Genomic DNA, 12,606 nt, shown 5'->3' with positions numbered 1-12,606 from the left:
TATTACCGCGAAGATAAGAAATGGCATTTTCAATAAAGAACCTGATTCGTAAATATTTGAGAACCGAATCACAGATCCATCTCAATGTCAACATAGGCGTATTGTTCTTTTTCTATGAAGGGGTAGACCAGGAACAGGAGGAGGGTGACAATGCCGATGAAATACATAAGCCAAGCAAAGAACATATAAGAATCTAAAGCACCGTGCATGGAAAAAAGATTATAGAAGTCGTGTGATGATTTGGGAAGATTTCCTATCAGCGGCGTTCTGCGTTCCAGGGCATCGGCTGCATACGCTGCTGATTCGATCCAGGCAAAAGCTGTTAGAAGCAAACCTAACTGCGCTACAAACCGGTGATAGTTCCACCAACCATATATAAAAATCAAAAAAGGGAGCAGTATTTCAAATAAAGTGCCCCCAAGTATGGTGATGAATCTCGAACCCAGGAAACCAAAAAAGGTATGTCCGGCCTCATGGATGATCAGCAGGAAATTATCGATCAGGAAAAAGAAAGGAGAAAGGAAAAAAGGGTAGTCGTACCTCCAGGAAAAAGAGATCTCCCATTTTAAGGCCATCCAATATTGATCTGCCAGCGTGAGACAAAAAGGAATACAGACCACCGAAAACCACCATTTCTTTATGTAAGGCAACGATTTATCTAACAAGATCTCATAGTCGATCTGCATACGTATTGAATCATTTTGAATGTAATCGAGTTGAAATAGTAGTGATTAATGAAATATTGAACAACTTTTACTGATATGAGTAAAGCACTTAATGTTACCCAGAAATTAATTCAGAGCCATTTAATTGAAGGAGCGATGAATCCCGGTGAGGAAATTGGTATCAGGATCGACCAGACGTTGACCCAGGATGCAACCGGAACACTGGTGATGCTTGAATTGGAAGCAATGGAACTGGATGAAGCTAAAACCGAACTATCCTGCCAGTATGTGGACCATAACTTGCTTCAAACGGATTACAAGAATCCGGATGATCATCTGTTCCTGAAATCAGCTGCTGATCGCTTTGGTATTTGGTACAGCAGGCCGGGAAATGGCGTAAGCCATGCCGTACATGGGGAACACTTTGCGCGACCGGGACGCACCTTAGCAGGCTCCGACAGCCATACTCCTGCCAACGGATGCATGGGAATGTTTGCATTGGGTGCTGGTGGACTTGATGTTGCATTTTCTATAGCCGGAGAAGCGATGTATTTAAAAATGCCCAAGGTTTTAGGGGTGAAACTGACCGGAAAACTTCCCGATTGGGTAAGTGCAAAAGATGTGGTCCTTGAAATGCTGCGCCGTTATGATGTAAAAGGCGCTCGTGGTATGGTGATTGAATATTATGGTCCGGGATTAGATTCGCTCTCCACAATGGATCGTCATGTGATCGCCAATATGGGAACCGAAATGGGTGCTACCACTACTGTTTTTCCAGCTGATGATGAGGTGAAACGGTTCATGAAACAGAATAACAGAGAAAATGAATTCCAGAAACTCACCGCAGATGAAGGTGCGGAATATGACGTACATGATGAATTGAATCTGAGTACCCTTGAGCCCATGATTGCATTGCCAAGCAGTCCGGGAAATGTGGTAAAAGTGCGAGAAGTTGAGGGTAAGGAAATCTATCAATCGTACATAGGCTCTTCAGCAAATCCCGGATACAGGGATTTTTGGATTGCTGCTGAGATCGTCAAAGACAAAACGGCTCATGATGAGGTTTCTTTTGACATCAACCCAACTTCAAGGCAGATCATCGAGAATATGGTTAAGCATGATGTAATGTTTCATTTAGTGCAATCAGGGGCTCGAATTCATCAGGCGGGTTGCAATGGTTGCATTGGAATGGGGCAAGCACCCGCAACCGGCAGAAACAGTCTGCGAACCGTACCGCGTAATTTTCCGGATCGTTCTGGTACGCCCGAAGATTCTGTATTTTTGGTGAGCCCAGAGACTGCGGCAGCATCCGCCCTTACCGGTAAGATAACTGATCCGCGTGATCTGGAAGATCTTTTTGGAATGAGTTATCCTGAGTTCAAAGAACCCTCTAAATATATTGTCAACAAAGAGATGCTCAAAAAACCCGTTGAGAATGGAAAAGATGTTGAAATTAAAAAAGGGCCAAATATTTCAACCATGCCCGACTTTGAAGAACTGCAGGATTTTGAAGTGCCCGTTCTCCTTAAAATGGATGATAATATATCTACTGATGAGATCTTGAGGGCCGGGGCAGAAGTACTTCCTTTTCGAAGCAATATACCTGAGATCAGTAAATTTTCTTTCACCGTGATTGATGATAATTTTTATGAAAGGGCAATGGAAGCCAGGGACGAGTATGGCGGTCACGTGGTAGTAGCCGGAGAGAATTATGCGCAGGGTTCCAGCAGGGAACATGCTGCTATTGCTCCGAGGTACCTGGGACAGAAAGCCGCTGTAGCCAAAAGTTATGCCCGCATAGGATGGCAAAACCTGGTTAATTTTGGAATTCCACCGTTCGAATTTGTGAATCCTGAAGATTACGATGAAATAGATCAGGGAGATATTCTAAGGGTAGAAAACATTCGCCAAAGTATAGAAACCGGAAATTCTGCTGAGTTGATCAATGTCACAAAAGGTACAAAATATGAAGTGAAGCACAGTTTAAGTGAAAGGCAAAGAGAAGCCATTCTTGACGGAGGCGTGATCAACACTTTCAAAAAGAAAAAAGCTTCTTAGATCTAAAAACTCTTATTTCGCAAGGTATTTTTTGGGAAGGTCTTGAAATCGGGAAAGGCCTTTAGCAAAATGTTTCCAAATAATGCTCAACCTCATCATCGTCTCCGGATCATTATGAGAAACTCTTTTCTGCTGTAGTTCCTTTCGTTTTCTGTTGATCTTGCCCATCTTCAGAAGAAAATGTATATGTGCCTTTGCAATAGCAGTCCACTCTTTGGGTTTTCCGCTCAGTAATGCTTTCCATGCAGCAACGATGTCAAGCAATACACGAATGATAAACCGTTTGCGAAGGTTTACGGAAGAATAATTTTTCCACAACATGAACAGGCTGTTTCTGAAGTTGTAATAAACTTTTCGTGGGGATCCCATGGGCAATGACCCACCGCCTAAATGATAAACTAGGCTTGAGGGAGTATAAACAATGGAATGTCCCTGATTTTGTAAGCGCCAGCAAAGGTCAATTTCTTCCATGTGAAATTCAAAATCTTCATCGAAACCACCCGATTCTAAAAACAGATCTTTGCGCACAGCCAAAGCGGCACCTGAGGCCCAAAAGATTTTAGCTTTGTCATCATATTGGCCTTCGTCTAATTCCACTTCTTCAAAGATCCTTCCCCGGCAAAAAGGATAACCGTATTGGTCAATGAAGCCTCCGGCTGCACCGGCATATTCAAAATAATCAGGCTGGAGATCGGCTCTCAATTTTGGCTGTGCGGCAGCCACTTCCGAGTTGTTAAAAGCAGCATTGAGGCCATGAAGCCAATCACTGCTAACTCTAACATCATTATTTAAAAATACCAGGATTTCTTTCTCCGCAAAAGGTACGGCCCTGTTGTTGCCACCGCAGTAACCATAATTGTCGTCAAATGTTGCAATCTTTATATCAGGAAAATTTTTCCTGATCCATTTTTTTGATCCGTCAATGGAGGCATTATCAGCTATAATAATTTCAAAATCGGGGTACTCTGTTTGTGCTACCGAAGGCAGATACTTCTTTAGGTGCTCAAGCGCATTCCAGGTAACAATGACAATACTAAAGCCTTTCAATGAATGAATAATTTTTTGCAAATGTTTTATAATTAGAGTGGAACAAAAAAATAAAAAACGCTTTCTTGTTCTCCTTTATCAAAGAAGTTAGATGATACAAAAAGTATGATCAAAATAGGGCTGATTTCAGATACGCATAATTACCTTGATCCACAGGTCCTCGAATATTTTTCTGATTGCGATGAGATTTGGCACGCAGGAGATTTCGGTACCATAGAGATTGCAGAAGAACTCAAGAAAATTGCACCTGTAGTTGGGGTTTACGGTAATATTGACGGGCAGGATATTCGCAATGAATATCCTCTACACCAACATTTTGAGCGTGAAGGAATTAAGGTCTGGATGACGCACATCGGTGGAATTCCCGGCAGATATTGTTTGCCAATTCGAAAGGAGATGGACGAAAATCCCCCTGATCTATTTGTGTGTGGCCACTCTCATATTCTCAGAATAGCACGAGATCAGGAACACAACAAAATGCTATATATGAATCCCGGAGCAGCCGGTAAGCAAGGTTTTCAAGAGCAGCGAACTATTATTCGATTTGAGATCGTTGACGGAAATTTCCACAATGTTGAGGTAGTCAATTTAGATATAGAGCAGGAAGAAAAGGCAGAAAAAGCAACTCAGTCTTCATAGCGCTCAATCAGTTCAACGGCATTGAATGCAGATTGAACAACGAGAGGAATTCCTCCGCCCGGATGAGTTGAACCGCCCGTAAAATATAAATGCTCAAACTCCTTCGATTTATTTCTTGGTCGCACAAATGCTGAGAACTTGCTGTTCGAAGAAGTCCCGTAAATACTTCCTTTATTGGAATAGTACTTTTCATAAAAATCTACGGGAGTGATACTTTTCCTGAATTGAATATGATCTGAAAGCTCATCTAAGCCTCTTTTCTCTAATTCGGTAATGATCTTATCTCCATATTTTTCTTCATTCAGTTCCCAGTCATAATGTTTTGATAAGTACGGAGCATTTACCAGGATGAACAAGTTTGACGCTCCTTTAGGAGCATGGGAGGGATCCGAATAAGAAGTGTTTGCAATATAAATTGTTGGATCTTCTGGCATTACTTTTTCTTTAAAGATCTGCCTGAATTCAGTTTCATAATCGCCTGTAAAAAATATGTTATGATGCGAAAGCTGTTCATAGCTACGATCGATGCCAAGTAATAGAACATACCCCGAGCAAGAAGGTTCTATGTTGCGTGCTTTTTCTTTTGCTTTTTGGGATATAGCCTGATCGCTTAGAAGATGAACTTTGGTCTCTGTTGCGTCACTGTTAGAAAGAACAAGGTCACTTTTAACTACTTTCCCATCTTTCAATTGTAGTCCTGTGGCTTTTTTCTGCTCTGTTAAGATTAGATCAACTTCAGCTCCAAAATGAAATTCTACGCCAGCTGACATTGCTAATTTAAGCATAGATTCAGCGAGCTTGTATAAGCCTCCTTGCACATAGTATCCTCCCAGATTGATCTCAACATGTGGAATAACGTTCAATGTGGCGGGAGCCTGGAAAGGAGAGGAACCGTTATATGTGGTGAAACGCTTAAAGAATTGTCGTAAATAGGATGAGCTAAACATCGAATCGATACGCTTACTTACGGTAGTAAATGCATCGATGCCAAAAAAGCTGAGCAGGTCGAGCTGTTTTAGATCCGAAAAGTCATAAAGGGGATTAAAGATAAAAGCATCGGAAGTTTTCCGGTATAAAGATTCGGCATAATTCAGAAACTGCTCAAACGTTTTTAGATCTTCCGGGGCAATTCGTTTGATCTCCTCAACATTCTTTTTCTTCCCATCAAAATTCCTGAAAACAGTACCATCTTTATAAAAATAGGTGCAGAGCGGTTCCAAAGGTTTCAGCTCCAGTTCATTCTCCAAAGATGATCCACACGCTTTGTAGAACCGATCTAAAACAAAAGGCATGGTCAGTAAACTCGGGCCGGTATCAAACCTAAAGCCTTCAGCTACAACCTGATTCATTTTGCCACCGGCATTCTCATTTTTTTCGAATACTTTTACCTGATGTCCCTTGGCTGCAAGCAAACATGCCGATGCTAATCCTCCGATTCCTGCTCCTATAATGGATATCTTCATTTGTTTACATGTGATTGTGTTTACAATGGATGAATTTAATTTTTGAAGACTTCATTCACAGGAATTCAAGGAATTTTTTACAAAGATCAAATACGAATATCATCTATTGATCGGTGTTTGAGCTTAGTTTCACTTCAATTCTGGCTAAAGTGTCTCTGATGTCTTTCAAAATTTCAATTCCAGGGTCGGTGTTTTCTGATGAGGAAGTTGAAGCGGTGTTATCAGTAACTTTATCGCGTTGCTCAAACACCATTGAACGAAATTCAGAAGCATCAATAATGCCGATCAATGACAGATCTGAGGTGCCCTGACCGGTATTACCGGCTGTTTCTATCTTAAGGACACTTAACCCGAAATACTTTAGCAAGGGACCTTCCTTGAATGTAAGATCCTGGATCTTATCCAAAGGGATAGTTCTTTCAGTTTGAAAGATATAGCCTTTTTTGAAGCGCAAAGACCGGGTAGTAAGCTCACATTCCAAACGTTCAAAGTAGCGGTTCAAATAAATGGAAGCGAAGAGCAGCCATAATGGGATGAGTGGGATCAAAACTACACTGAAAGTGCATAACAAAACACCATACCACAAAATGTACGTTTTGATCTTTGGATTGAATTCGGCTTTTCTAAGGATAGTGGCTTTGGGACTCATGAACTTAGTATGGGTGAATAAAAAAAGGCGCTATTTAAAGACGCCTTATTATCCATAAAGTTACGGTGAGTTCCAAGTCTGAACGTTAGTTTTGAGCTGATGAAAGTTCATTTTCCGGTATAAAATCGAGAGCAGCAGAATTCATGCAGTATCGCAATCCGGTAGGACGTGGGCCGTCATCAAAAACGTGTCCAATATGACTCCCACAATTAGAACAAACAATTTCTGTTCTGGTCATAAAGAAAGAATTATCCTCTAATTCTGTAACCAAAGAATCAGAAATAGGGCGCCAATAGCTTGGCCATCCAGTCCCGGAATCATACTTATGCTTCGAAGAAAATAACTTTTGTCCACAGGCTCCGCATACATAAATACCTTCTCCTTTAAAATCATGATATTCATTTATATAAGGTAACTCAGTTCCCTTTTCTCTTAAGATACGGAATTCTTTAGCAGTAAGAATTTCCTTCCATTCGGAATCGGTTTTCTTGAATGGGAATTCACCTTTGGGAAGGGTATCGGCTACAGCAGAAACTTTAAACGGTTCAGCTTGTACAGGTTCAACCACATGGGATATGGAACTCAATATAAATGCGATACCGAGCGCAACTACCAAAACAGAGCCGAAAATAAACGGATATTTCATAATTAATAACTTATTCATTGAGAGATTCAGGAGTATAACTTTAACTACGAAAAAATAGTTTGTCCGGATTGGCCTTAAACTAAAAAAGCCACTGAATTCTCAGTGGCTTTAAATCTTGTGTTATTAGATTATCATTACCATTCAATATCCCAGTTGTTAAACTCGTCTTCGAAACGTTGTGGTGCTTTTTGCTTGAACAATCTGATTCCTGCAGTAAATCCAACCCAAAAACGGTAGTCCCGTCCTTTCCATTCGGGTGACCACAAGCTATACCAGGTGTAATCTTTTGCTCCGGCTACTCTGGTGACTTGCGCATTGAAAGAAGGGCCGCCATAGACCGAAAAGCCATTCCCAAACCGTTTTCCTAATAAGAATTTATAGGAATAGATCAGGTTGAGCCTGTCAGACCATTTTTCCTCAAACTGATGGGTGACCGCAAATTCCTGATTTACATACATCGTTTCGTTTTGCCAGTTTCTAAAGGAATCCTGAATATTTTTTTCCAAACCAACGGCAAGTCCTATACGGTATACATTCCTGTCTAAGAGGGTGTTGTATCCCAATATGGCTGAATTATAAACTCTGTGCGTTCCTAACGTGATCCCAAGATCAGTAAAGCCTCCATCAGAAAATCTGACGTCAATATTTTTACGCCCGTTTCCATAGTAACTGATCAATCCTATAGGCACACCATTGAATTCTTTAGCAACGTTTATGAGTCCGATCTGAAGTCCGGTAGCCTTTTCTGATGCGTTTAAAAGGCCGGCAAATTGGAGTCCTGTCAATTCTTTGGCAATATTTGCACCTCCTGAGATCGAGGCTCCATTTAATTCGTTGGCGATATTCAACCCTCCTGATATCAACAAACCGCTGGCATCACCTCTTGCAACATTCACGCCACCTGTGATCATTAACCCTTCGATGTTGCCCCAGGCTAAATTCGCCCCACTTGATACTTGCAATCCGGAAAGATCATCACCCGCAAGGTTTATTCCCCCGGAAACCTGCAATCCTTCTACTGAGTTTCGGGCAATATTTGCTACACCAGCTACTTGTAATCCGGAAATATCTCCCCAAGAGGCGTTTAAAATTCCACCGCCCTGAAGTCCTTCGATATCACCTTTTGCCAGGTTACCTATACCTGCAAATTGCAATCCGCTGGAATTCCCTTCTGCATAATTAAGCAGGCCGGAAGCATTGATTCCTTCCAGGTTATCCCCGGAAATGTTGGCTAATCCAGAAACCTGAATACCGGACATATCTCCGGAAGAAAAGTTTGACAGTCCCGCAATATTCACACCGGCCATATCACCACCGGTGCCATTTACTAAGCCGGCAAGCTGAAATCCATTTGCGTAATATTTGTTGTAGTTGACCAAACCACCGAATTCTGCACCATCCAATCCGCCATGATAGCCGACCAGTAGGTTGATGGAATATCGGGCAGTATAATCTACTGCGTTAGTGCCATTTGAACTTAATGGAGGGAATAAAGTTACCCTCCATTTTCGATAGTTCAGGTTTTCAGTATCCTGGGCTTGTAGTGTAGTACAGGAGAGGAGAGCTCCTGCCATAAAAACGCCTAAAGAAAAATATCGTTTAAACATAACGTGTGTAATACCTTGTTAGTGATAAAATTTGGTACTCACTACGTTGCTAAATAAAAAAAGTTTACGAGTAAAATGTATTTCTAAACTTTTGGTGGCTTCAGGTTTTCAAACTGCTCATCGAGAGTTTCATTCCAATAGTGGACTTCATCAATTTTTCGAAGCAATTCTTCGTATTCACCTTCTATGTTGATCGATTCTATTGAATCACCTTGTGTAATGGAGTTCACGACCTCTTGATCTTCTTCCGAAATAATTTCTCCGAAAACCGCGTGTCTTCCGTCAAGCCAAGGGGTAGGGACATGAGTGATAAAAAATTGGCTGCCATTCGTATCGGGCCCGGCATTGGCCATGGATAATTTTCCGGGTTGATCATGGATCAGCTCGTCGTGAAATTCATCCTCAAAACGATAGCCGGGACCGCCTCTGCCATCTCCATTTGGGCAGCCTCCCTGTATCATAAAATCATTGATCACCCTATGAAAATTAAGGTCATCATAAAACCCTCGGGAGGCCAGGTTTATGAAATTGGCAACCGTTTTGGGTGCTCGTTCAGCAAATAGCTTAATGGATATAGTACCTTTTGAAGTATTGATCTTTGCTTTAATACTCATAATAAATTTCTATGGTATGTGAAAGGTGATAAAAAGAAAGTTAGAATCGAGTCCGGGGTTTTCATCGCCCGTCTCCGCATTCGAAATATGGTGAAATTTATAGCCTAAAGAAATTCCCGTAAAATTACTGATTGGAATGTCTGCCCCAACAGTAATATCGAAAGTAAAATTAAGCTTTCTGGCACGATCAGTTGGGAAATTTTGCTCCATATAAATCAAGCCACCAGTCGTTTGGATGTATGGATCAAAAAAATAATCGGTGTGTTGTTTCATCATAAAGCCTATGGGAGAAATTCCGAAACCGGAGCGTTCCACAAATCGATCACCCTCATCACGTTTCGGATAATAATAGTGCAGATATGGAATCAGATCGGCGGTAAACCACAACGTTTTTTGTTCGGAATATTCCTTGATCTGACGTTTAAATCCGATGGCTAGAATCTGGGATTCGGAATTCTGTGTTTTTCCTAAAAACTTAATGGAGGTAAAAGAGTAACCACCCCAAAAAGTATACTGGATATTTCTATTCTGTTGTGCTTGTACAGAAATAGTTTCGGAGGCCCAAAAAAAGGCAATAAATAAAAAAAGGAGGGAGGTCTTGCGCAATTATCTATTCAATGGATTAAGATTTATTTTTACCGGAGGATATACTTTGAATCAACGAAAATATCCAAATAATTCCCCAAGTACCTGCAAAATAAAAATCCTGTGCAAAGATAAGCATGCCAACGGTTAATGCGTATATAATATGATAAATATACTCTGGAACCTGTGACTTATTTGCTCTGCGCTGCAATGAAGGCATAAAAAAAGCAAGTAGTTTGCTTATTAAGAGTAAGCCGGTATAAACCCATAAAACTACTTGCAAGATCTCGTTTAAAGTGATCGCATATGTTGCGATCACCAACAGGATGATCACATCTACTACAGCATCCTTTATCCAACTCATTAATTAACCTTCTTCAATATGATCTTCAGCCGGATTTAGAGAAACCACTTCCTTGGCATGTAATCCTTTTTCACCTTCATCTAAAATGAATTCTACTTCTTCACCGCGTCTGAGTTTTTTAAACCCATCAGCTTGTATTTCGGAATAGTGAACAAAGGCATCATCGCCGGTATCAGTACTTATAAATCCATAACCTTTTGAATTATGAAACCATTTAACCGTACCCTTTTGCTTATCTGACATATCAAAACCCATTCATTATTTTAAAATTTAAATACAATCTTACTTGTATGTTGTACTTAAGTGAAAATAATTTTTGGCAGGAATACAATCAAATCTAAAAATTAACCTCTAACGGATCTCAAAATCCTCGATCCAAACTACAAAACCATTCCTATTTGGGCGATCTGAGAGCTTTTCAGAGGTTTTGAATTTAAATTCTGCATCATATTCCACATCTACCAGTAAACCGCGCACTTTTATAATATGGCCTTCGCGGAGTTGTTTGATTTTTTCATCGATTACCGAAGTGGACGGGATCAGGTGCCAAAGATCACTTTGCTTTTGAATCATAGTTTCTTCAATGGGTGACTTGGTAAACCTTGACTCAAAAGTTCTTTCAGAAAGAGTGTGATAAATGTAGCTTATATTCCTTTCATCTGACATTTCTTTCCATCCAACTACCAAATCTGAAGGAGAGAATCGTGAAAAAGGGTCAAAGAAATATCTTTTTTTGTCTAATACTCTTACTTCCGCTTCAATGATTCTTTTGGGCTCTAAAGTTGCACCTTTAAAGGTGAAGGGTTCTTGCCATGTAAGTCTGTCAATTTTCGGTTCATTTTGCGCAGTTATGCCGGGGCCGTGAGATACCGGAAAAGAGCTATACATGACGTATCCTGCAGCTACGCAAACACAAAACATTAGATACTTTACCATTATTTGCTCCTATTTTTTTATTTCAAGAGTGATGAAAATGAAATCTGTTACAGATTGATTAGAACTTTTTAATGTTTAACAGGAATTTTTGTTCCCTCTTTTATTAAAAGAAATCATGTTCGTTCATAAATTTGTTATACTGACATTTCTAATTTTCAAACATATATAGATGAACATTCTGGCGGTTGAACCTTTTTACAGCGGATCGCATAAAGCCTTTTTAAAAGGGCTGGAAAAAAATTCTTCGCATAATATCATTCCGATCAAATTGAATTATAAAGGCTGGAAATGGCGCATGCACGGAGACTCGGTTACTTTGACGGAAATGACCAATCACATTGAAGAGAATATTGACCTGCTTTTAACTAGCAGCATGACCAATCTCCCTGCGTTTATGGCCTTAACCAATCCGCGGTTCTCTCATACGCCCGTTATTATGTACATGCATGAAAATCAGTTTACGAGGCCTATTCCGGAAGGAGAGAACCGGGATCTTACCTATTGTTACATCAACTACTTGAGCATGCTGGTTGCCGACCGACTTTTATTTTCATCCAGGTTTCACCTTGAAGATCTTTTGGATGCTTTGCCAAAATTCCTGGATAATTTTCCGGATGGCCGTGATTATGGAACCATTGAAAAGATCCGTGAGAAAAGTATCGTTATGTACCCTGGGTTGGATCTAAAAAGTTTCGATAAACAACCGGATACGCGTTCTCAAAATGAAAACCCGGTGATCGTTTGGAACCAACGATGGCAGTTTGATCGTAATCCAGCCATGTTTTTTCGGGTGTTGAACCGGTTAAATGATATTGATCTTAAGTTTGATCTGATTCTTGCCGGTGACACTCAGCATGAAAAACCGGAAGAGTTTGAAAAAGCCTGGAAAAGATTCGGGCAGCAGATTACTCATTTTGGATATGTGGATGACAAGGAAAACTATAGTAAGCTGCTACATTCCGGGGATATTGTAGTTTCAACAGCCAGCTATGAATTTTTCTGTGTAGCTATTATGGAAGCCATTTATTGCGGATGTCATCCGCTGGTGCCGAACCGATTGCATTATCCTGAGCTTATCCCTGAGAGTTTGCATAATCCATTGTTGCACGCTCCAGTTTTATATGATACGGAGGATGATCTTTTTCATCACATGAAGGATTTACTGACCGGAAAAACCAAGCCTCTGCCGAAATCTTCCTTGCAAAATATCAATAAGCACTTGGAGTGGTCGAAGCGAATCAAAGATTTTGATCGCCTTTTTGAAGAGATGGTTGAGGCAGGTAAAACTAATCAATCTTCTATCGTTTCATAAGCACGCTCAAACCCAACTTCG

At 40.5% G+C, this 12,606-nt stretch carries 14 protein-coding genes; 3 read left to right on the top strand and 11 right to left on the bottom strand.

The window, feature by feature from the left end; translation table 11 throughout:
* Positions 1-68: 68 nt before the first annotated feature.
* A complete protein-coding gene (locus B151_RS19460) occupies positions 69-686 on the bottom strand; it encodes a hypothetical protein (protein WP_020402984.1) in 618 nt (205 codons plus the stop codon).
* Positions 687-761: 75 nt separating this feature from the next.
* On the opposite strand from B151_RS19460, the gene B151_RS0107415 reads away from it, so the two are divergent.
* Positions 762-2,723 carry an aconitate hydratase gene (locus tag B151_RS0107415; protein ID WP_020402983.1) on the top strand — a complete coding sequence of 654 codons (1,962 nt, stop codon included), beginning with the start codon at positions 762-764 and terminating at the stop codon, positions 2,721-2,723.
* A 12-nt stretch (positions 2,724-2,735) separates the two neighbouring features.
* Here the strand turns inward: B151_RS0107415 and B151_RS0107410 are convergent, their stop codons facing one another.
* A complete protein-coding gene (locus B151_RS0107410) occupies positions 2,736-3,791 on the bottom strand; it encodes a glycosyltransferase family 2 protein (RefSeq protein WP_026166548.1) in 1,056 nt (351 codons plus the stop codon).
* Positions 3,792-3,875: 84 nt separating this feature from the next.
* On the opposite strand from B151_RS0107410, the gene B151_RS0107405 reads away from it, so the two are divergent.
* Entirely contained in the window at positions 3,876-4,409 is a 534-nt protein-coding gene (locus B151_RS0107405; protein WP_020402981.1) for a metallophosphoesterase family protein, read from the top strand.
* On the opposite strand, the gene B151_RS0107400 is transcribed toward B151_RS0107405, so the two are convergent.
* The 9 genes from B151_RS0107400 to B151_RS0107360 all read right to left on the bottom strand — a co-directional run bounded on the left by B151_RS0107400 (position 4,397) and on the right by B151_RS0107360 (position 11,273).
* Positions 4,397-5,872: a phytoene desaturase family protein gene (locus tag B151_RS0107400; protein WP_020402980.1), complete on the bottom strand. Its 1,476-nt coding sequence runs from the start codon at positions 5,870-5,872 to the stop codon at positions 4,397-4,399. The genes B151_RS0107405 and B151_RS0107400 overlap by 13 nt on opposite strands.
* Positions 5,873-5,975: 103 nt before the next feature.
* Complete coding sequence (locus B151_RS0107395) at positions 5,976-6,521, bottom strand: PH domain-containing protein (RefSeq protein ID WP_020402979.1); 546 nt, start codon at positions 6,519-6,521, stop codon at positions 5,976-5,978.
* A gap of 85 nt (positions 6,522-6,606) precedes the next feature.
* Positions 6,607-7,167, bottom strand: coding sequence for a peptide-methionine (R)-S-oxide reductase MsrB (gene msrB, locus B151_RS0107390; RefSeq protein WP_020402978.1), 561 nt, complete (start codon positions 7,165-7,167; stop codon positions 6,607-6,609).
* A gap of 134 nt (positions 7,168-7,301) precedes the next feature.
* Positions 7,302-8,774: a hypothetical protein gene (locus tag B151_RS0107385; RefSeq protein ID WP_020402977.1), complete on the bottom strand. Its 1,473-nt coding sequence runs from the start codon at positions 8,772-8,774 to the stop codon at positions 7,302-7,304.
* A gap of 83 nt (positions 8,775-8,857) precedes the next feature.
* Positions 8,858-9,388, bottom strand: coding sequence for a peptidylprolyl isomerase (locus B151_RS0107380; RefSeq protein ID WP_020402976.1), 531 nt, complete (start codon positions 9,386-9,388; stop codon positions 8,858-8,860).
* Between the two features lie 9 nt (positions 9,389-9,397).
* Positions 9,398-9,994 carry an acyloxyacyl hydrolase gene (locus B151_RS0107375; protein ID WP_020402975.1) on the bottom strand — a complete coding sequence of 199 codons (597 nt, stop codon included), beginning with the start codon at positions 9,992-9,994 and terminating at the stop codon, positions 9,398-9,400.
* Positions 9,995-10,010: 16 nt separating this feature from the next.
* Positions 10,011-10,337: a hypothetical protein gene (locus B151_RS0107370; RefSeq protein WP_020402974.1), complete on the bottom strand. Its 327-nt coding sequence runs from the start codon at positions 10,335-10,337 to the stop codon at positions 10,011-10,013.
* 3 nt (positions 10,338-10,340) lie between these two features.
* Positions 10,341-10,580: a cold-shock protein gene (locus B151_RS0107365; protein WP_026166547.1), complete on the bottom strand. Its 240-nt coding sequence runs from the start codon at positions 10,578-10,580 to the stop codon at positions 10,341-10,343.
* A 108-nt stretch (positions 10,581-10,688) separates the two neighbouring features.
* Complete coding sequence (locus B151_RS0107360) at positions 10,689-11,273, bottom strand: hypothetical protein (protein ID WP_157470763.1); 585 nt, start codon at positions 11,271-11,273, stop codon at positions 10,689-10,691.
* A 169-nt stretch (positions 11,274-11,442) separates the two neighbouring features.
* On the opposite strand from B151_RS0107360, the gene B151_RS0107355 reads away from it, so the two are divergent.
* On the top strand, positions 11,443-12,585 hold the full coding sequence (locus B151_RS0107355; protein ID WP_020402971.1) for a tRNA-queuosine alpha-mannosyltransferase domain-containing protein: 1,143 nt from the start codon (positions 11,443-11,445) through the stop codon (positions 12,583-12,585).
* Positions 12,586-12,606 lie beyond the last annotated feature (21 nt).

The organism is Gracilimonas tropica DSM 19535, assembly GCF_000375425.1.
GTDB lineage: Bacteria > Bacteroidota > Rhodothermia > Balneolales > Balneolaceae > Gracilimonas > Gracilimonas tropica.
Note: the sequence above shows the minus strand (reverse complement) of the source record. Positions and strands in the feature narration are given on the sequence as shown.

Excerpts from the sequence above, each read along its gene's own strand:
- B151_RS19460 (WP_020402984.1), bottom strand. The coding sequence starts at position 686 with ATGCAGATCGACTATGAGATCTTGTTAGATAAATCGTTGCCTTACATA.
- B151_RS0107415 (WP_020402983.1), top strand. The coding sequence starts at position 762 with ATGAGTAAAGCACTTAATGTTACCCAGAAATTAATTCAGAGCCATTTA.
- B151_RS0107405 (WP_020402981.1), top strand. The coding sequence starts at position 3,876 with ATGATCAAAATAGGGCTGATTTCAGATACGCATAATTACCTTGATCCA.
- B151_RS0107400 (WP_020402980.1), bottom strand. The coding sequence starts at position 5,872 with ATGAAGATATCCATTATAGGAGCAGGAATCGGAGGATTAGCATCGGCA.
- B151_RS0107395 (WP_020402979.1), bottom strand. The coding sequence starts at position 6,521 with ATGAGTCCCAAAGCCACTATCCTTAGAAAAGCCGAATTCAATCCAAAG.
- msrB (WP_020402978.1), bottom strand. The coding sequence starts at position 7,167 with ATGAAATATCCGTTTATTTTCGGCTCTGTTTTGGTAGTTGCGCTCGGT.
- B151_RS0107385 (WP_020402977.1), bottom strand. The coding sequence starts at position 8,774 with ATGTTTAAACGATATTTTTCTTTAGGCGTTTTTATGGCAGGAGCTCTC.
- B151_RS0107380 (WP_020402976.1), bottom strand. The coding sequence starts at position 9,388 with ATGAGTATTAAAGCAAAGATCAATACTTCAAAAGGTACTATATCCATT.
- B151_RS0107370 (WP_020402974.1), bottom strand. The coding sequence starts at position 10,337 with ATGAGTTGGATAAAGGATGCTGTAGTAGATGTGATCATCCTGTTGGTG.
- B151_RS0107365 (WP_026166547.1), bottom strand. The coding sequence starts at position 10,580 with ATGTCAGATAAGCAAAAGGGTACGGTTAAATGGTTTCATAATTCAAAA.
- B151_RS0107360 (WP_157470763.1), bottom strand. The coding sequence starts at position 11,273 with ATGGTAAAGTATCTAATGTTTTGTGTTTGCGTAGCTGCAGGATACGTC.
- B151_RS0107355 (WP_020402971.1), top strand. The coding sequence starts at position 11,443 with ATGAACATTCTGGCGGTTGAACCTTTTTACAGCGGATCGCATAAAGCC.